Source organism: Mesorhizobium sp. LCM 4577, from assembly GCF_001854795.2.
Classification (GTDB): domain Bacteria; phylum Pseudomonadota; class Alphaproteobacteria; order Rhizobiales; family Rhizobiaceae; genus Mesorhizobium; species Mesorhizobium plurifarium.
On record NZ_MDDU01000001.1, the window covers coordinates 632,174 to 651,172 of the forward strand.

17 protein-coding genes and 1 tRNA gene are annotated in these 18,999 nt (G+C 65.2%); 11 read left to right on the forward strand and 7 right to left on the reverse strand.

What is annotated here, in order from left to right; all coding sequences use genetic code 11:
* Positions 1–118: 118 nt before the first annotated feature.
* Complete coding sequence (locus LCM4577_RS03015) at positions 119–916, reverse strand: transporter substrate-binding domain-containing protein (RefSeq protein ID WP_041001086.1); 798 nt, start codon at positions 914–916, stop codon at positions 119–121.
* A gap of 57 nt (positions 917–973) precedes the next feature.
* The gene (locus tag LCM4577_RS03020) at positions 974–1,789 is read right to left on the reverse strand and encodes an ABC transporter ATP-binding protein (RefSeq protein WP_071069534.1); all 816 of its coding nucleotides are present in this window, start codon (positions 1,787–1,789) and stop codon (positions 974–976) included.
* Positions 1,790–1,990: 201 nt separating this feature from the next.
* On the opposite strand from LCM4577_RS03020, the gene LCM4577_RS03025 reads away from it, so the two are divergent.
* From LCM4577_RS03025 to LCM4577_RS03040, 4 genes are all read left to right on the forward strand, one after another.
* Positions 1,991–2,863 (forward strand): dimethylarginine dimethylaminohydrolase family protein, encoded by an 873-nt coding sequence (locus LCM4577_RS03025; RefSeq protein WP_071069536.1) that lies wholly within the window; start codon positions 1,991–1,993, stop codon positions 2,861–2,863.
* Positions 2,833–3,501 carry a TetR family transcriptional regulator C-terminal domain-containing protein gene (locus LCM4577_RS03030; protein ID WP_071069538.1) on the forward strand — a complete coding sequence of 223 codons (669 nt, stop codon included), beginning with the start codon at positions 2,833–2,835 and terminating at the stop codon, positions 3,499–3,501. Before LCM4577_RS03025 ends, LCM4577_RS03030 begins: the two co-directional genes overlap by 31 nt.
* Positions 3,498–5,078: a 5-guanidino-2-oxopentanoate decarboxylase gene (locus tag LCM4577_RS03035; RefSeq protein WP_071036503.1), complete on the forward strand. Its 1,581-nt coding sequence runs from the start codon at positions 3,498–3,500 to the stop codon at positions 5,076–5,078. The genes LCM4577_RS03030 and LCM4577_RS03035 overlap by 4 nt, the downstream gene beginning before the upstream one ends.
* A gap of 184 nt (positions 5,079–5,262) precedes the next feature.
* A complete protein-coding gene (locus LCM4577_RS03040) occupies positions 5,263–5,970 on the forward strand; it encodes an SDR family NAD(P)-dependent oxidoreductase (protein ID WP_041001094.1) in 708 nt (235 codons plus the stop codon).
* 138 nt (positions 5,971–6,108) lie between these two features.
* Here the strand turns inward: LCM4577_RS03040 and rpsA are convergent, their stop codons facing one another.
* The 3 genes from rpsA to aroA form a co-directional block, all read right to left on the reverse strand.
* On the reverse strand, positions 6,109–7,806 hold the full coding sequence (gene rpsA / locus LCM4577_RS03045; RefSeq protein ID WP_040988866.1) for a 30S ribosomal protein S1: 1,698 nt from the start codon (positions 7,804–7,806) through the stop codon (positions 6,109–6,111).
* Between the two features lie 195 nt (positions 7,807–8,001).
* Positions 8,002–8,652 carry a (d)CMP kinase gene (gene cmk / locus LCM4577_RS03050; RefSeq protein ID WP_071036500.1) on the reverse strand — a complete coding sequence of 217 codons (651 nt, stop codon included), beginning with the start codon at positions 8,650–8,652 and terminating at the stop codon, positions 8,002–8,004.
* Between the two features lie 245 nt (positions 8,653–8,897).
* The gene (aroA, locus tag LCM4577_RS03055) at positions 8,898–10,256 is read right to left on the reverse strand and encodes a 3-phosphoshikimate 1-carboxyvinyltransferase (protein WP_071069874.1); all 1,359 of its coding nucleotides are present in this window, start codon (positions 10,254–10,256) and stop codon (positions 8,898–8,900) included.
* A 194-nt stretch (positions 10,257–10,450) separates the two neighbouring features.
* Between aroA and LCM4577_RS03060 the strand changes: the two genes are divergently transcribed.
* Both LCM4577_RS03060 and LCM4577_RS03065 read left to right on the forward strand, forming a co-directional pair.
* Positions 10,451–10,849 carry a TIGR02300 family protein gene (locus LCM4577_RS03060; RefSeq protein WP_071036499.1) on the forward strand — a complete coding sequence of 133 codons (399 nt, stop codon included), beginning with the start codon at positions 10,451–10,453 and terminating at the stop codon, positions 10,847–10,849.
* 164 nt (positions 10,850–11,013) lie between these two features.
* Positions 11,014–11,089 (forward strand) — tRNA-Ala (locus LCM4577_RS03065).
* A 165-nt stretch (positions 11,090–11,254) separates the two neighbouring features.
* On the opposite strand, the gene LCM4577_RS03070 is transcribed toward LCM4577_RS03065, so the two are convergent.
* Positions 11,255–11,755: a DUF6496 domain-containing protein gene (locus LCM4577_RS03070; RefSeq protein WP_041001102.1), complete on the reverse strand. Its 501-nt coding sequence runs from the start codon at positions 11,753–11,755 to the stop codon at positions 11,255–11,257.
* Positions 11,756–11,816: 61 nt separating this feature from the next.
* On the reverse strand, positions 11,817–12,275 hold the full coding sequence (locus LCM4577_RS03075) for a YbhB/YbcL family Raf kinase inhibitor-like protein (RefSeq protein ID WP_071069539.1): 459 nt from the start codon (positions 12,273–12,275) through the stop codon (positions 11,817–11,819).
* A 476-nt stretch (positions 12,276–12,751) separates the two neighbouring features.
* Between LCM4577_RS03075 and LCM4577_RS03080 the strand changes: the two genes are divergently transcribed.
* From LCM4577_RS03080 to hisD, 5 genes are all read left to right on the forward strand, one after another.
* Positions 12,752–14,287 carry a sugar ABC transporter ATP-binding protein gene (locus LCM4577_RS03080; protein ID WP_071069541.1) on the forward strand — a complete coding sequence of 512 codons (1,536 nt, stop codon included), beginning with the start codon at positions 12,752–12,754 and terminating at the stop codon, positions 14,285–14,287.
* Positions 14,284–15,276, forward strand: coding sequence for an ABC transporter permease (locus LCM4577_RS03085; RefSeq protein WP_052458157.1), 993 nt, complete (start codon positions 14,284–14,286; stop codon positions 15,274–15,276). Before LCM4577_RS03080 ends, LCM4577_RS03085 begins: the two co-directional genes overlap by 4 nt.
* The gene (locus LCM4577_RS03090; RefSeq protein ID WP_052468575.1) at positions 15,273–16,301 is read left to right on the forward strand and encodes an ABC transporter permease; all 1,029 of its coding nucleotides are present in this window, start codon (positions 15,273–15,275) and stop codon (positions 16,299–16,301) included. The genes LCM4577_RS03085 and LCM4577_RS03090 overlap by 4 nt, the downstream gene beginning before the upstream one ends.
* 104 nt (positions 16,302–16,405) lie before the next feature.
* A complete protein-coding gene (locus tag LCM4577_RS03095) occupies positions 16,406–17,626 on the forward strand; it encodes a sugar ABC transporter substrate-binding protein (protein ID WP_116389977.1) in 1,221 nt (406 codons plus the stop codon).
* 65 nt (positions 17,627–17,691) lie between these two features.
* The gene (hisD, locus tag LCM4577_RS03100) at positions 17,692–18,981 is read left to right on the forward strand and encodes a histidinol dehydrogenase (protein ID WP_071069543.1); all 1,290 of its coding nucleotides are present in this window, start codon (positions 17,692–17,694) and stop codon (positions 18,979–18,981) included.
* Positions 18,982–18,999 lie beyond the last annotated feature (18 nt).

An 18,999-nucleotide genomic window follows, 5' to 3' on the forward strand; every position in this document is an offset into this window, starting at 1 on the left:
AACCGCTCACACTTTTCCTGGAATTGCTCTAGCCGCCGATCATCGGGTCAGCGACTTGCATGCGTGGCAAGGTTGGGCATGGCGTTGGCGCCATGCCCACACTCATTCGCGAGAGGGCTCAGTTCGACTGTGTGGCGCCGCCATAGATGTCGAAGTCGAAATACTTCTTCGAGATCTCGTCATATTTGCCGTTGGCGCGGATCGCCTTGATGCCGGCGTTGAACTTTTCCTTGAGCGCGGTGTCTTCCTTGCGGATGCCGGCGCCGACGCCCGGTCCAAGCACTTCGTCGTCCGGGGCCACCATGCCCTTCAGGTCGCAGCAGGCCTTGCCCTGGTCGGTTTTCAGGAATTCGCCGAGCGCGATCGAGTCGGCCTGCACCGCGTCGATACGGCCGGCGGCCAGATCGTTGTTGGCTTCGTCCTGCGTCTGGTATTCCTTGATTTCCTGCGCGCCGGTGAAGTGCTTCTTGGCGTAGACGGCATGCACGGTCGACACCTGGACGCCGATCACCTTGCCCTTGAGGTCGTCCGGCGTGGCGCCGAATTTCTGGTCCTTCGGCCCGATGATCGCGGTCGGGGTGTTGTAGTACTTGTCCGAGAAGTCGATCGTCTTCTTGCGCTCGTCGGTGATCGACATCGAGGAGACGATGGCGTCGATCTTCTTGGTGGTCAGCGCCGGGATGATGCCGTCCCAGGCGACCGGCGTGATGACGCAGTCGAGCTTCTCTTCGGCGCAGACGGCGTCGACGAAGTCGATCTCCCAGCCCACCCACTTGCCGGTGGCGTCGGGCGAGGTGAACGGCGGGTAGGGCTCGGCGGCGACGCCGATCTTGACCTGCTCGGCCTTGGCCACGCCACCCATCGCCGCGACGCCGAGAAGCAGCGCCGCCGCGAATGTCTTGAGAACAGTCTTCATGTCAGGACTCCCAGTTTGTTGTTGTTCCCGGTTTTTCGCTCCGCGTGATGCCGGCGCCTAGCCGACATTGCGGAGGAATTGTTTGAGCCTTTCGGATTTGGGCGCGCCGAACAGCTGTTCCGGCGGACCCTCCTCCTCGACCAGCCCGTTGTAGAGATAGACGACATGCGTCGCGACCTCGCGGGCGAACTTCATTTCATGCGTCACCAGCACCATGGTGCGCCCCTCGCGCGCCAGGTCGCCGATCACTTTCAGCACTTCGCCGACCAGTTCCGGATCGAGCGCGGAGGTCGGCTCGTCGAACAGCATGACGCGCGGGTTGATCGCCAGCGCCCGGRCGATCGCGGCGCGCTGCTGCTGCCCGCCGGACAGGAAGGCCGGATAGACGTCGCGCTTGTCCGCCAGCCCGACGCGGGCGAGCAGCTTCTCGGCCTGGGYGATCGCCTCGTCGCGCTTGACGCCCAGCACATGCACCGGAACCTCGATGACGTTCTCGATCAGCGTCATGTGGCTCCACAGGTTGAAATTCTGGAACACCATGCCGAGCCTCGAGCGGATCCGCTCGATCTGCCTGCGGTCGGCCGGAACGGTGTGGCCATGGCTGTCGGCCTTGAGCTTGATCTCCTCGCCATTGACGCGAATGATGCCGCTGGTCGGATTTTCCAGGCAGTTGATGCAGCGCAGCAGCGTCGACTTGCCGGAGCCGGAGCCGCCGATGATGGCGACCACCTCGCCGTCGCGCGCCGACAGCGAAACGCCCTTCAGCACGTGCAACTGGCCGAACTTCTTATGCAGGTTCTCGACATGGATGGCTTCGGCGGCGCCGCTTTGCGCCTTGCCGGATTGGATGGCTGCAGCGTCCGCCACGCTCACCGGGCGACCTCGAAGGCAGTTCGTCGAACGTCCATCCGGCTAACCAACATACGCTGTAATACCCGCTCCGAGCTTCAGCATGGACTCGACAGCGCGAGCCCGTCAATCCCGCTCATTACGGCACTTGCGGCGTTGTTGTGCAAGTGTATAAATAGCCTCTCATGAAATTTTTTCGCTTTTTTTCATCTTAGAAGGGCATCGATGAGCGCTTTCGGATCACAGTCCATGGCGGCGCCGCTGCGGCGCGTGCTGATGCGTTCGGCGGCCAACGCCATGCGCGACGCCGACAGGGCTCAATGGCACTATGGCCCGGGGTTCAACCCGGCGAAAGCTGCCGCGCAGCATGCGCTCCTTGCCGATCTCGTGGCGGCTTCCGGCGCCGAGATCGAATGGATCGAGGACAAGGCCGACGGCCTTTCGGATTCGGTGTTCACGCATGACCCGTCGTTGATGACCGACCGTGGCGCGCTGATCCTGTCCATGGGCAAGCCCTTGCGCGCCAAGGAGCCCTCGCTGCATGAGGAAACCTACAGAACCCTGGGCATTCCGATCCTCGGCCGCGTCGAGGCGCCCGGCCAGGTCGAAGGCGGCGACTGTGTATGGCTGGATGCCCGCACGCTGGCGATCGGGCGCGGCGGGCGCACCAACCAGGAAGGCATCCAGCAGGTTGCCAACCTGCTGACGCCGCTCGGCATTTCCGTCTACGGTTTCGATCTGCCGCTGTGGCAGGGCGAAGAGGCATGCCTGCATCTGATGTCGGTGATCAGCCCGTTGGCCGACGACCTTGCGCTGGTCTATTCGCCGCTGTTGCCGGCCCCGTTCTACCAGATGCTGAAGGGGCGCGGCATCCGCCTGGTCGAAGGCGACCCGCAAGAGTTCGCCGCCTCCAATGGCCTCAGCCTGAACGTGCTGCCGACCAGCCCGCGCAAGGTCATCGCCGTGGCTGGCTTTCCCAGGACCAAAGCTGCCATGGAAGCCGCCGGCTGCACGGTCGAAATCTTCGAGGCGGATGCGCTCTGTATCGCCTGCGAAGGCGGCCCGACATGCCTGACGCGGCCGATCCTGCGCCAATGAATGCGCGCCGCAAGTTCCGCCGCGAGGGTGAGGAGCGGCGGCGGCAGGACCTGATCGATGCCACCCTGGACAGCGTGGCCGAACACGGCCTCGAGGGCGCCACCGTGCGCACCATCGCCTTGCGCGCCGGCGTCACCGCCGGGCTGATCCGGCACTATTTCCCCGGCAAGGAGGATTTGCTGCAGGAGGCCTATGCAGCATTGATGAGCCGCATGACCGAGCAGGCGAAAGCGGCATTGGCCATGGAAGATGYCTCGCCGCGCCAGCGCCTTGCCGCCTTCGTCACCGCCAATCTCAATGCGCCGATCATCGACCAGCGGGTGTTCTCGCTCTGGGCGACCTTCATCGGCCGCGCCGGCGCGGATCCGACGCTCGCCCGCGCCCATCGCGAAGGCTATCTCGGCTTTCGCAACGAGGTGGAAGCCGTCGTGGCCGAGGTGCTCGCCGCCGAGCGGCGCAAGCCGGACGCGGCCGAGCTGYGCCATCATGCCATCGCCATCAACGCGATCATCGACGGGCTCTGGATCGAAGGCTGCCTGGCCGGCGAGATGTTCTCGCCCGGCGAATTGGCGGCGATCGGCATCAAGGCCGTCGAGGCCGAGCTCGGCCTCGTGCAGGAAAGGGGAGAAGATCAATGACCACCGTCGGCGAAGCGCTGATCACCCTGCTCGAGGCGCATGGCGTCGACACTGTCTTCGGCATTCCGGGCGTGCATACCGTCGAGCTCTATCGCGGCCTGGCGCGCTCGAAGATCCGCCATGTCACGCCGCGCCACGAGCAGGGAGCCGGCTTCATGGCCGACGGCTATGCGCGCGCCGGCGGCCGGCCCGGCGTCGCCTTCGTCATCACCGGGCCGGGGCTGACCAACACCATCACCGCCATGGGTCAGGCGCGCGCCGATTCAGTGCCGATGCTGGTGATCTCCGGCGTCAACGCCACCGATACGCTGGGCAAGGGGCTGGGCTTCCTGCATGAGCTGCCCGACCAGCGTGGTATGATGGAAAAGGTCGCGCTGTCTTCCGAACGCATCAGCGAGGCCGGGCAACTGCCGGGCGCTCTCGCCCGCGCCTTCACGGTTTTCTCCTCGTCACGCCCGGGCCCGGTCCATATCGAGATTCCCACCGATGTCATGGTCAAGCCCGCCGACGGCATAGCGGCGGCGCTGAGCAACGCCGCGCCGCCCGCTCCGGCCCCTGCGGCGATCGCCGAAGGGGCGAAGCTCATCACGGCGGCGCGCCGGCCGCTGATCCTTGCCGGCGGCGGCGCCAGGAAGGCCGACGCGGCGCTGCGGCGTCTGGCCGAGACGCTTGGCGCTCCCGTGGTCGAGACGGCCAACGCGCGCGGCCTGCTGCACGGCCACCCGCTCTGCGTGCCGGCCAGCCCCAGCCTGAAGGCGGTGCGCGCGCTGATGGCGGACGCCGATCTGGTGATCGCGGCCGGCACCGAATTCGGCCCGACCGACTATGACGGCTATGGCGACGGCGGCTTCGTGCTGCCCAGGAACCTGATCCGCATCGATATCGGCGCCGACCAGATCGCGCGCCGGCCGCTGACGGTAGGCATCCAGGCCGATTGCGCCGAAGGCATCGAGGCTTTGCTCACGGCAATCGGGCCGGGTCATCCTGCAGCCAAAGACGGCGAAGCCCGCGCGGCCGCCGCGCGGAAGGCAGCGCGGGCCGAGCTGAAGCCCGAGTACCTGGCGCAGGTTCATGCCGTGGAGATGATCCGCGACGCGCTGCCGAGCGCCATCATCGTCGGCGACTCGACCCAGCCGATCTACGCCGCCAACCTCTATTACGACCACGACCGTCCCGGCGGCTGGTTCAACGCCGCGACCGGTTTCGGTGCGCTGGGCTACGGTCCGCCGGCGGCGATCGGCGCGGCACTCGCCGTTCCGCAAGCGCCCGTGGTGTGCCTCACCGGCGACGGCGGCTTCCAGTTCACCCTGCCGGAGATCGGCGCCGCGCTCGATGCCGAAACGCCGGTGATCTTCGTCGTCTGGAACAATCGCGGCTATCGCGAGATCGAGACCTCGATGCTCGATGTCGGCGTCGAGCCGGTCGGCGTGTCGCCGGCACCGCCGGATTTCTGCAAGCTCGCCGAGGCCTACGGCATCGGGGCCGAGCGCTTGACCGGGGTTGGCGGTCTTGCCGAGGCGCTGAAGCGCGCGCGCGCGGCCGCCAAGCCGCGCGTCATCGAAATCGCCGTCGACTGACCGTTGTTTGGACCATGCGCTGCCCGGCAATTGGCGTCGCCCGCCGTGGTCCGACGCATGCAAAGACGCTGCGCCAGCCATGTCGATATTTCAATTGAGTGACAGCGCGAAAGGCGCGACGTTCGAGCCTGGGGCGGCATAACCCAAGATATAATCATAAAAAAATGACAGGAGCGGTCTAAGTATGACGGAAACGCTGAATGGCAGGCATGTCGTGGTGACGGGCGGCACTGGGGCGCTCGGCGGCGCGGTTGTCGGCAGGTTGCTGGAGCAAGGCGCGATCTGCCACGTGCCCAATGCCCACGCGGCGGCCCCGCCGCATTTTCCTTACGCGGCTCATGCCAGCGTGCATCTGGCGCACAATGTCGACCTGTCGGATTCGGCCAAGGTCGAAGCTTTCTACCATCAGGTGCCCGAGCTCTGGGCCTCTATCCATCTTGCCGGCGGCTTCACCATGGCGCCGGTCGAGAAGATCGAGTCGGCTTCCTTCGCCGAGATGATGGACACCAACGCTCGCACGGCCTTCCTGTGCAGCCGCGCCGCGGTGCGCTCGATGCTGGCGTCCAACACCGCCGGCCGCGTCGTCAACGTCACCGCGCGGGCGGCGCTGGAACCGCGCAAGGGTTCGGGCATGGTCGCCTATACGGCGAGCAAGGCGGCGGTCGCGGCCATGACCGTGGCGATGGCCGAGGAGTTGAAGCACAAGGGCATCCTGGTCAATGCGGTGGCCCCCTCGACGCTCGACACGCAGGCCAATCGCGACAGCATGCCGGACGCCGATTTCAGCAAATGGGTCAGCCTCGAGGCCGCGGCCGAAGCGATCGCCTACCTCGCCTCGCCTGCCAACCAGGCCATGAGCGGCACGCTGGTTCCGCTCTACGGCCGCGCCTGACGGCTATCTCTTATCTTACGCAATTCCGGACGGAAAACCGCTGACACTTTCCTGGAATTGCTCTGATATCCCGACAAAGAAAAACCCCGCCGGATCGCTCCGGCGGGGTTTTTGTTGTTCGGCTGGAAGAGGCTTGGCTTAATTGCCCTGCTTCTTCAGCGCCGCGCCCAGGATGTCGCCGAGCGACGCGCCGGAGTCGGTCGAGCCGTACTGGGCGACCGCTTCCTTCTCCTCGGCGATTTCCAGCGCCTTGATCGAGACCTGCAGCTTGCGGGTCTTCTTGTCGAAGGCGATGACACGGGCGTCGACCTTCTGGCCGACGGTGAAGCGCTCGGGGCGCTGCTCGTCGCGGTCGCGCGAGAGGTCGGAACGCTTGATGAAGGTCTCGATGCCGCTGTCGACCAGCCGCACGTCCAGACCGCCATCCTTCACGCCGATGACCTCGCAGGTGACGACGGCGTTCTTGCGCAGCTCGCCGCTGTTGGCCGCTTCGCCGACCGTGTCACGGGCCAACTGCTTGATGCCGAGCGAGATGCGCTCCTTCTCGATGTCGACGTCGAGCACCTGCGCCTTGACCATGTCGCCGCGATTGTACTCTTCGATGACCTGCTCGCCCGGACGGGTCCAGTCGAGGTCGGAGAGGTGCACCATGCCGTCCACGTCGCCTTCCAGGCCGATGAACAGGCCGAACTCGGTCTTGTTCTTGACCTCGCCCTCGACCTGGCTGCCGACCGGATGGTTGCGCGCGAAGGCTTCCCACGGGTTCTCCAGCGTCTGCTTGAGACCGAGCGAGATGCGGCGCTTGGCCGGATCGACCTCGAGCACCACCACGTCGACTTCCTGCGTTGTCGACAGGATCTTGCCGGGGTGCACGTTCTTCTTCGTCCACGACATTTCCGAAACGTGGATGAGGCCCTCGATGCCCGGCTCCAGCTCGACGAACGCGCCGTAGTCGGTGATGTTGGTGACGGTGCCCTTGATCTTCTTGCCGATCGGGAACTTGGTGCCGATATCCGACCACGGATCCGACTCGAGCTGCTTCATGCCGAGCGAGATGCGGTGGGTTTCCTGGTTGATGCGGATGATCTGCACCTTGACCGTCTGGCCGATGTTGAGGATCTCGGTCGGATGGTTGACGCGGCGCCATGCCATGTCGGTGACATGCAGCAGGCCGTCGATGCCGCCAAGGTCGACGAACGCACCGTAATCGGTGATGTTCTTGACCACGCCTTCGACCACCTGGCCTTCCTCGAGGTTCTGCACGATTTCCGAACGCTGTTCGGCGCGGCTCTCCTCGAGCACGGTGCGGCGCGACACCACGATGTTGCCGCGGCGGCGATCCATCTTGAGGATCTCGAAGGGCTGCGGGTTGTGCATCAGCGGGGTGACGTCGCGGATCGGGCGGATATCGACCTGGCTGCGCGGCAGGAACGCCACGGCGCCGTCGAGGTCGACGGTGAAGCCGCCCTTGACCTGGTTGAAGATGACGCCTTCGACGCGCTCACCCTTGGTGAACTTCTCTTCGAGGCGCACCCAGCTCTCCTCGCGGCGAGCCTTCTCGCGCGACAGCATGGCTTCGCCAAGCGCGTTCTCGATGCGCTCGACATAGACTTCGACGGTGTCGCCGACCTTGAGGGAGGAGTCCTTGCCCTTGGCGCCGAATTCCTTCAGCGGCACGCGGCCTTCGACCTTGAGGCCGACGTCGATGATGGCCATGTCCTTTTCGATCGCGGTGATCGTGCCCCGGACAACCTGGCCCTCGCCGGAATGGCCGGCGGTGAATGATTCTTCGAGCATGCTCGCGAAATCGTCGCGAGACGGATTAGCTACTGACATTGTTTCTCCTGGAATGCTCCGCGCGCTGGCGGAGCGGGCGCCGTGGGTTAGCGTTGCGTGAGCCTGCCGGCGTTCCGGGCTGAAGAGCCCTTGGCCGCTATCGGAGCGGCAAGTCCGGCGCATGAAGAATGCTGGCAGGCTGGTTCATGCCCGATATGGGTATTTTCGCCGCCGACGGCAACCGAAAACGCCTGATCAGGCCTTGTTTCTCTTGGCAAGGGCCTCGTCAACGATCGCCATCGCCGCCAGAAACGCGGCCTCTATAGCCATTTCGCTGGTATCAAGCAAGTGCGCGTCCGCCGCCGGCTTCAACGGCGAGTCGGCGCGGCCCATGTCGCGTTCGTCGCGCCGCTCGATGTCGGCGAGGATGGTGGCGAGGTCGGCGCTGCCGCCCATGCTCTCGATCTCGGCCAGCCGGCGCCGGGCACGCACCTCGGCGCTCGCTGTGACATAGAGCTTGATGTCGGCGTCCGGGCACACGACCGTGCCGATGTCGCGGCCGTCGAGCACGGCACCCGGCGGCGCCTTGGCAAAGGCCCGCTGCTTCTCGACCAGGATGCGCCGCACCGTGGGAATGACCGCGACCTTCGAAGCCGCTTCGCCAACCGCATGTGCAGAAAGCACAGTGCGGTCGAGGTTCGAGAGGTCGACCTGGCGCGCCGCGGTTTCCGCCGCCGAGACATTGTCGAGCGGCAGGCCGAGTTCCAGCAGCTTGTGGGCCACGGCGCGGTAGGTGAGGCCGGTGTCGAGCAGGTTCAGGCGATAGTGGTCGGAGAGCCGCCGGGCAAGCGTGCCCTTGCCCGCGCCTGCGGGTCCGTCGATGGCGATGGTGAAGGTGTGGGTCATTGGCAGTTCGCCTTTGCCGAAAGGAGCGAGCGCCGCGTTCCTTCACACCCCCCTCTGTCCTGCCGGACATCTCCCCCGCAAGGGGGGAGATTGGCGGTTGCCGCGCCCTGCTCAATCCTGCGACGTTGGCGATTGGCGAAAGCCCGCGTGCCGGCTGATCTCCCCCCTTGCGGGGGAGATGTCCGGCAGGACAGAGAGGGGTGCTGTCCCGCCAGCATCTCAGTTCGGCTCCAACCCATCGACAATCACTCGATCTCCGCGCCCAGCCCCTTCATCAGCCCCATGAACTCCGGAAAGCTCGTCGCGATCATGTTGGCGTCGTCGATGGTCACCGGCTTTTCCGTCGCCAGCCCCATAACCAGAAAACTCATGGCGATGCGGTGATCGAGATGCGTCTTCACCACTGTGTCCTGGCCGTTCGGATGAGCGCCCAGGCCCTTGCCGCCGGGCTTGCCGCGCACGGCGAGCGAAGCCTCGCCCTCGGTGCAGTCGACGCCGTTGAGCTTGAGCCCGTTGGCGACCGCCGCGAGCCGGTCGGATTCCTTGACGCGCAATTCCTCCAGCCCCTGCATCAACGTCTCGCCCTCGGCGAAGCTCGCGGCCACGGCCAGCACCGGGTACTCGTCGATCATCGACGGCGCCCGCTCGGGCGGCACCACCACGCCTTTCAGCTCTGAATAACGCACACGCAGGTCCGCCACGTCCTCGCCGCCGGCATTGCGCGGGTTGAGGATGTCGATACGCCCGCCCATTTCCTGCAGCGTCAGCAGCAGCCCGGTGCGGGTCGGGTTCATCAGCACGTTCTCGATTGTAACATCCGAGCCCGGCACGATCAGCGCCGCGACCAGCGGGAAGCCGGCGGAGGAGGGATCGCCCGGCACGGCGATCGTCTGCCCGGTGAGCTTGCCCTGGCCCTCGATGAAGATGTGGCGCACGCCGCGCTCATCGGTCTCGACGGTCAGGTTGGCGCCAAAACCTTTCAGCATCTTTTCGGTATGATCGCGCGTCATCACTGGTTCGATCACCGTGGTGATGCCCGGCGTGTTCAAGCCGGCAAGCAGGACCGCCGACTTCACCTGGRCCGACGCCATCGGCACGCGATAGGTGATCGGCGCGGCGTGCTTCGGGCCGCGCAGCGTGATCGGCATGCGGTCGCCCGGCGCCGCCTTCAGCACCTGCACGCCCATCTGGCGCAGCGGGTCGAGCACGCGGCCCATCGGCCGGCCGGAGAGCGAGGCGTCGCCAATGAAGGTGGTCTCCATGTCATAGGTGCCGACGAGGCCCATGGTGAGGCGCGAGCCGGTGCCGGCATTGCCGAAATCGAGCGGGCCTTCCGGTTGCAGCAGCGCGCCGTTGCCGGTGCCGCGGATCACCCATTCGCCGTCCTTCTTTTCGATATGTGCGCCCATCGCCTTCATGGCGGCCCCGGTGCGCATCACGTCCTCGCCTTCGAGCAGGCCGGTGATGCGCGTCTCGCCGGAGGCAAGGCCGCCGAACATGAAGGAGCGGTGCGAGATCGATTTGTCGCCCGGCACGCGCGCGGTGCCGGCAAGGGCAGGGGATTTGCGGGCCGTGGCTGGTTTAGCGGCGGCGGAATGAGACATTTTGTCGTCCAAATGAAATGCCGGCTGGCCGGCCCGGTTCGTCATGGTGCGGCGGTCTCGTATCACGGCGCGCGGCAATGGTCATCCCCTTGGCGCAAGCCTTTGAAAAGCGGGTTTCGCGCACATGTCTTTTGGCTTTGACAGCGCGGAAAACTGCGGTTATGGGGACCATTCTTTTTTTGACGAGGCCTGCTGTGGCAAAAGCTGAACTTGGCACCAAGCGTGTCGACCCCGAAACGGGTCGGAAATTCTACGACCTGAACAAGGACCCGATCGTTTCGCCCTACACCGGCAAGAGCTATCCGCGCTCCTATTTCGACGAAGGCAAGATTTCCGCCCTCGAGGAAGATGAGGAAGTCGCCGACAAGGAACTGGACGGCGACGAGGAAGAAGGCGCCGAAGTCGTCTCGCTCGAAGAAGCCGATGACGAGGCCAAGGGCGGCGGCGACGATCTTCCCGATCTCGGCGACGATGAGGATGACGATGTCGATCTCGGCGACGATGACGACGACACCTTCCTTGCCGACGAAGAAGAAGAAGACGACGACGTCTCCGACATGATCGGCGTCGGCGACGACGAGGACGAGGTCTGATTCTGATTGTTTGCCGGCCATTTTCGCCTGTGACGAAAAAGCGGTCTTTCAAGGCTTGATCTTGACCGAAGGCGGCGCTAGAAGCCGCCAGCACTAAACAACGGCGCGGTCCCAACCGTGCCGGATCTCTTCGCCGGAAACGGCGCCGGCTGACTGCCGGGAGTGGGGCCATAGCTCAGTTGGGAGAGCGCTTGAATGGCATTCAAGAGGTCGTCGGTTCGATTCCGATTGGCTCCACCAAACAGTCCTTCTTGATCGAAGTTTCGTATAGCCGAAGTCACCGCTGTTCACGCTGAGCGGCGCCCCAGCCCGTATGACGGGCCTTGACGCGAAGGCATCTTGTGGCCGGTGCAGCCTGACGCAGGAACCCGGTCAACTGGTCCGCTCCTCGTCCTGCAACTGCGGCTAACCGCGCTCGGCGCGGGTTCTGGCTGCCTTGCGCGCCGCTGCCGATCGTCCGGCAGCGCCTTTGGTCTGCGCGGCTTTCCTGGCCGCCGCCGATCGCTCTGCGGCCGTGCGGCTGGATGCGGCGCTCTTGGTCTGTCGCGACAGGGCCTTGCGGGAGACGGTGCTTTTCGGCTCGTCCTCGAGSACTTTCGACACCGCCTTCGAGACCTTCGGCTGGCGCTTCGGCTTGCGTTCGCCCTGGCCTGCCTCGTAAGCGTATTTGGCGCTCTTGCGCGTGGTTTCCTTCACGTCGCCTTTCTTGGGGGGCGGCAGGTCGACACCCGCGCGACGCGCCTCCGAAAGGCCGATGGCTATCGCCTGCTTGGTGGAGCGGGCGCCGTGCTTGCCTTGGCGGACTTTGTCGATTTCTTCGTGAACGAATTCGCCGGCCTGCGTGCTTGCCGATTTGCCTTCGCGCTTGTCCTTGCGCGCCTTTTCAATGGTTTTCTTGTCCGGCATTGTTTTTCTCCCTATGCGAACGGGGCATGAGCGAACGCCGAAAGCCGCTTCAGCTTGCGCATCAGCGGCTTTCATATGTGCCGACGAGGTCGGCGGTGGCGATCGTACGCGGCCCCGCATGGGCCAGAAGATCGGCTATTCCAGTTTCTCCGCCGGTTTCCAGCGTCTCCACGTCGAGGGCTGAAAGGCGGAAGTGATAGTGATGGACGCCATGGCCTTTCGGCGGCTGGGGGCCGTCGTAATGAGCATTGCCGAAGTCGTTCACGCCTTGGCTGAAGCTTTCCGGCCCGGCGGTGCCCTCCGGCAGGCGATCCCGCCCGGCGGCGATGTCATAGACCGCCCAATGGCGAAACAGGCCGCGTGGCGCGTCGGGGTCCTCGACGACAAGCAGGAAGCTTCTGGTGCCGGCCGGCGCGTTCTTCCACTGCAGCGGAGGAGACAAGTTGCCGCCGTTGCGGACATAGGGCTCGGGAATGGTCTGCCCGTTTTCAAAGGCTGGACTCTCAAGCGTGAAAGCCATGGTTGGAACTCCGTGCTCTATCGCGTTCTTCCCGAAGGAATTCACGGACGATCCTTCCTCGGATCGGTGGAGCGCAATCGCTGCTGGTTTTCATGGGAACGCGGGGCATCCGCGGGGGTTCCAGCCTCGACGGATGTTCGCAAGCGAAGCTATCGTCCCCGGAAAGGGCTGCGCGGACGGATACGACGCAGGTCGTGTCCGGCGAAGATACCGGCAGGTCGGCGTGGAAGCCGTCGACGCGGAACTGGAGGTCTCGAGGATTTTACCGGCTGCATTTTCGGGGCAACGGGTAATAGCCGACGGCACGTCGGCTCGATAGACGGAGTGTCCGTCTCGCGAGCGCGTTCGCCTGAAACGGCTCTAACATTCCTGTGATGGATTCCCCGTTGACAACGAACATGGCTTCGTGTGAAACGGTGAGAACGTTCTCAGAGAACGTTCTCACCTGCAGCTGCGACCTTACCTTGGGAGGAGGTATGAGCACCGACGAGACCCGGCTAGCCGTCCGCATCGCCAAGATCGCGAAGTCCTACGGGCCGACCGTGGCGCTCGATTCCGTTTCCATCGATCTGCGCCCGGGCGAGGTCCATGCGCTGCTGGGCGAGAACGGCGCCGGCAAGTCGACGCTGGTGAAGATCCTCAGCGGCGTGGTGAAGCCGGACAGCGGATCAATGTCGATCTTAGGCTYGCCCTACACGCCGCACGGCATCGTCGATGYGCGCATGCAAGGCGTGGCGACGGCTTTCCAGGAGCTCAGCCTGCTGCCCAATCTCAGCATCGCCGAGAATCTGATGCTGCCGAAAATGCCAAGGGGCATGCTCGGCCTCGCGTCGCATCGCTCGGCCATGGCCGCCGCCGGCAGGATCCTCAGCGATTATGGTCTCGCGCATTTCGATCCCGACACGCCGGTGGGCGTGCTCTCGCTGTCGGACCGTCAACGGCTCGAAATCGTCCGCGCCTTCACCCATGCCGCGAAATTGCTGATCCTCGACGAGCCGACGGCGGCACTGGCCGACGTCGAATGGCTGTTCGAGCTCGTGCGCCGGCAAAAAACCCTGCAGACCGCCATCCTCTACATTTCCCATCGCCTCGGCGAAGTGCGCACCTTGTGCTCGCGCGCCACCATCCTGCGCAACGGCCGCAGCATCGGCACCGTCGAGCTTTCGGGCGCCTCGGACGAGAACATCTTCGAGATGATGGTCGGCCGCAGCGCGCGTGAGACGATCAATGCGCTGCCCAAAACCGGTGAGGCTGCGCCCGTCGCGCTCGGCGTCAAGGGCCTCTCGGGCGGCATCCTGAGCGACGTGTCGTTCGATGTCAGGCAGGGCGAGATCGTCGGCATCGCCGCGCTCGAAGGGCAGGGCCAGCGCGATTTGTTCAGGACGCTGATCGGACTTGCCAAGGCCAGGGGCGGAAGCGTCGAGATCGACGGCGTGCGCGCCCAGATCTCCAGCCCGGGCGCCGCGCTCCATTTCGGCAACGGCCTCGCCTACCTGCCCGAGGACCGCAAGTCGGAAGGCATCCTCGCCGGCCTCACCACGGCCAGCAACATGGTGCTGCCGATCATCTCCCGCATCGCGCGCGGCGGCATCGTCTGGCCGGCCGGCGAGCGTCGCGCCGCACGCGAAACGGCGGCCGTGGTCGACCTGCAGGAACGCTATCTGCATTTCAAGATCGACGAGTTGTCCGGCGGCAACCAGCAGAAGGCGCTGCTGGCGCGCGTCATCATGACCGGCGCGCGCACGCTGCTGCTCTTCGATCCGACGCGCGGCGTCGACGTCGGAACCAAGCAGTCGATCTACGAGGCGATCCGCAAATTCGCCGCCGATGGCGGCTCCGTGCTCTTCTATTCATCCGAGTTGCCGGAACTCGTCCACCTCGCGCATCGCTGCATCGTGCTCTATGGCGGCCGTATCTTCGCCGAGTACCAAGGCGACGCCATCGACGAGCAGACGATTGTCGGCGCGCTGATCGGCCACGCCCGCGGCGCGAAGACGGGAGTGGCGGCATGAGCGCGATCGCTGCAAATCCGGCGCCCCGCCGTTCGCCCTTCTGGCGCGCCGTCATCAGCGGCACCGGCATCGTCGCGCTGATCTATGTGCTGCTCTACGCTCTTTATGCGTTCTGGCAGCCCGATGCGCTCTCGGTCTACACATTCACCGACCTCGTCAACAATTCGACGCCGCTGGCGCTGGCTGCGGCGGGCGAGACGCTGGTCGTCATCAGTCGCGGCTTCGACCTGTCCGTCGCGGGCGTCGTCTCGCTGACCAACGTGCTGATGGCCGTCTATCCGCTCGACGGCCCCGGCGGAGCGCTGGTCAGCCTCTTGATGTGCTGCGCCATCGGCGCCGTCGTCGGCATGATCAACGGCATTCTGGTCGCCAGGCTCGGGCTACAGACCATCGCGGCGACGCTGGGCACCATGATCGTCTGCCAGGGGCTGGCGCTGGTCATTCTCGACGCGCCCGGCGGCATGGTCGCCGACTTCGTCACCTACACCCTGACCGACACGCTCTTCGGCGTCGTCCCGATCGCCGGCCTGTTCCTGGTCGCCGCCATCGTGCTGTGGCTGGCCTTCCGGCGGACCAACACCGGCATCGGCCTTTATGCCATCGGCGCCGACGAGCAGTCGGCCCGTTTCTCCGGCGTCGCCGTCTCGGGCGTTCGCATCACCGCCTTCGTCGGCGCCGGCATCCTCTATGGCGTCGCCGGCTTCATGCTGAGCGCCCAGACCGCCACCGGCAATCCGACTGCGGGCACGCCGTTCCTGATGCTCACCTTTGCCGCCGTGGCGCTCGGCGGCACGCCGCTCAGCGGCGGCCGCGGCAGCCTCGTCGGCTCGATCCTCGGCGCCGGCACGCTCATGCTTCTGCAGAAGGTGCTGTTCTCGGGCGGCGTGTCGTCTTTTTACACCGGCATCTTCCAGGGCTTCGTGCTGGTGCTCGCGATCGTCTTCGGCAACACCGTGGCGCGCCTGCTCAGGAAGGACGACGCCCGGTGAACGCGCACAAGGACATAGCGATGCCATCCGAGGCCTCTTCCGACCAGCGCGGCAGGCAGAAGCTCGACCGGGAAACGGTGAACACGCTCGTCGTGTTCGGCTTGAGCATCGTGCTCATTGTCTGCTCGCGCTTCATCAGTCCGGCGCTCGGCTCCTGGAGCCAGGTGCTCACGGTGCTGATCCTCGCCTCGTTCCTGATCATCCTGTCCTTCGGGCAGGGCCTCGTCATCCTGATCGGCGGACTGGACCTCTCCATCCCGGCCCTCATCACGCTTGGCGGCGTGCTGACCACGACCTGGGTTGGCACGGGCGATGCCGGCGTCTGGTACATGTTGCCGGCAATCCTCGCCATCTGCGCCCTGGTCGGCGCGGTCAGCGGCATCGGCATCGTCTGGTTGAAGGTGCCGCCCTTCATCATGACGATGGCGACCTCGATCGTCGTCGCCTCGGTCGCGCTCGGCTATACCAGCGGCACGCCGCGCGGCGGTTCGCCATCGGCCCTCCTGTGGCTGATGAAGGCATGGTTCCTCGGCGTGCCGGTGGTCATCTACTTCACCCTCGCTTTCATCCTGTTCGGCTGGCTCCTGCAGAACTTCACCGCGCTCGGACGCCGGCTTCGCGCGCTCGGCACCAACAGGAACGCAGCACTTATCGCCGGCGTCGGCGTCAACCGGCTCGAACTCGTGCCCTATGCGGTCAGCGCCGCCTGCGCCGGCTTCGTCGGCATGATGCTGGTCGGCTATTCGAACGGCGCGACGCTCAGGATGGGCGACAGCTACATGCTGCCCTCGATCGCCGCGGTCGTGATCGGCGGCTCCTCGATCCTCGGCGGCAGCGGAACCTTCATCGGTACGGTCGGCGGCGCGATCCTTTTGACCACGCTGGGCACCATGATCTCCGCCATCGGGCTGAGTGAAGGATGGCGCACCATCATCGAGGGTGGAATCATCGTCGGAGCGCTGCTGGTGCTGCGCGGCGAGTTCCTGACCCACATCGGAAACCGGATGCTGACGCGAGGAAAATGACCATGCGCCCGCATGCCAATGATTTTTGTCCAATTGTGAGAACGTTCTCACAAGCTCTGGTCCGGCACCTGAAAGGGCCAAATTCCAAAGGGAGGTTGATGGAAATGAAGCTGTTGAAAAGACTGGGACTGGCCGCGTCGCTGACGCTTGCCACGACCGCGGGCGTCGCGACGGTCGTCGATCATGCCGAAGCGCAGGACAAGAAGCTCAAGGTCTACCTGTCGCTGAGCTACAGCGGCAACTCGTGGCAGTCGGAGGCCGCGAACATCGTCAAGGCGCTGGCGCAGACGCCGCCCTACGACAAGACGGTGGAACTGAAGGAGGTGATCTCGGGCACGGATCCGCAGGCGCAGATCTCCGCCTATGAAAGCATGATCCAGGATGGCGCCGACGGCATCATCAGCTTCCCGATCTCGTCGACGGCGCTGAACCGCACCATCCATCGCGGTTGCCAGAAGGGCGTGCTCTTCTTCATGTATGACGCGACGGTCACCGAGCCCTGCGCGTACAATGTCAGCTACATCACCGCTGGCTTCGGCGAGAACACCGCCCAGGCGCTGGTCAACATCCTCGGCGGCAAGGGCAACATCTTCCTCAGCCGCGGCGTTCCGGGCAACTCGGTGGACAAGCGCCACACCGACGGCGCCATGCACATCTTCAGCCAGTATCCCGGCATCAAGGTGGTCGCCGAATACTATTCCTACTGGGATGACCGCACCACGCAGCAGGAGACGGCCAAGGCGCTCGCCGCGCATCCGGACGTCGACGGCATCTGGGCCCAGGCCGGCGAATACGGCGCCATCCAGGCGCAGCTCGACAAGGGCAACAAGCTGGTGCCGATGACCGGCGAGAACTCCGATGGCTTCCGCCTCGGCCTGGCCGATCCGAAGATGCAGGGCATGGGCCTCAAGGGCGTCTCGGCCGGCTCGCCGCCCGCCACTTCCGGCTACGCCTTCAAGCTGATGATGGAGATCCTGACCAAGAAGCGCGAGCTGAAGCCGATGAACATCGAGTACCCGCTGCCGTGGGTGCCTGCCGATCAGGTCAAGCCTTGCAAGGGCGATACCTTCGCCGACGGCTGCAATGTCTTCCCGACCGACAAGGTGCCGTCTTCCTTCGTCACCGAGGTCTTCAATCCCGAGCTTCTGCCGGAACTGTCGCTGCAGTCGGCGCTGGAAGGCAAGCCGACGCCCGGAGCGACCATCCAGCCGCTGCCGGCGGATGTGAAGCAGGCGCCCGACGCGCCCGGCATCAACTGCTCGTCCTGCAAGGCCCCGGCCGACGAATACAAGCTCACCAAGATCGAGCCGACGGTTAAGCCCTGACGATCAGCAATGCGACAGATGGACGGCATCCTGCCGTCCATCCCACCCAAGACAAGGATGAGAAAATGCCGACCTTTCTGAAGCGGGGCAGGGATCCCGAAGCCGTCGCCCAGGGCGACGCGGTTGTCCGCACGACCGTCGAGACGATCCTCGCCGATATCGAGAAACGGGGCGACGCCGCCGTCCGGGAATTGTCGGAGCGTTTCGACAAGTGGTCGCCGGCAAGCTTCCGGCTGAGCGACAGCGACATAGAAAAGGCCATCGCCAAGGTCTCGGCGAGGGATCTGGAGGACATTCGTTTCGCCCAGGCGCAGGTGCGCAATTTCGCCGAGAAGCAGCGCGCCTGCCTGCAGGATCTCGAGGTCGAAACGCTGCCGGGGGTCGTGCTTGGCCATAAGAACATCCCAGTCGAGACGGTCGGCTGCTACGTGCCGGGCGGCAAATATCCGATGGTCGCCTCCGCGCATATGAGCGTGGTCACCGCGAGGGTCGCCGGCGTGAAGAAGATCATCGCCTGCGCGCCGCCGTTCCAGGGCGGGCCCCATCCGGCCATCGTCGCCGCCATGCATATGGGCGGCGCCGACGAGATCTACGTTCTGGGCGGCATCCAGGCCGTCGGCGCCATGGCGCTCGGAACCGAGACCATCGGCCGCGTCGACATGCTCGTCGGCCCCGGCAACGCCTTTGTCGCCGAAGCCAAGCGCCAGCTCTACGGCCGCATCGGCATCGACCTGTTCGCCGGTCCGACCGAAACGCTGGTGGTCGCCGACGACAGCGTCGACGGCGAGATCTGCGCGACCGACCTGCTCGGCCAGGCCGAGCACGGCCCGACGAGCCCGGCGGTGCTTCTGACCAATTCGGAAAAGCTCGCCCGCGACACCATGGCGGAGGTCGAGCGCCAGCTGAACACCCTGCCGACGGCCGAGATAGCCGCCAAGGCCTGGGCCGACTATGGCGAGGTGATCGTGTGCGATTCCTACGAGGAGATGGTCACGGAAGCCGACCGGATCGCCTCCGAGCACGTGCAGGTGATGACGCGCGATCCGGACTACTTCCTGAACAACATGCGCAACTACGGCGCGCTGTTCCTGGGGCCGCGCACCAATGTCGCCTATGGCGACAAGGTCATCGGCACCAACCATACGCTGCCCACCAAGAAGGCGGCCCGCTACACCGGCGGTTTGTGGGTTGGCAAGTTCATCAAGACCTGCACCTATCAGCGCGTCCTGACCGACGAAGCGAGCGCCATGATCGGCGAATACTGTTCGCGCCTGTGTGTCCTCGAGGGATTCTACGGGCATGCCGAGCAGGCCAACATCCGGGTCCGCCGCTACGGAGGTCGCAACGAGGCCTAAGGCCGCGCGCCAACGGAG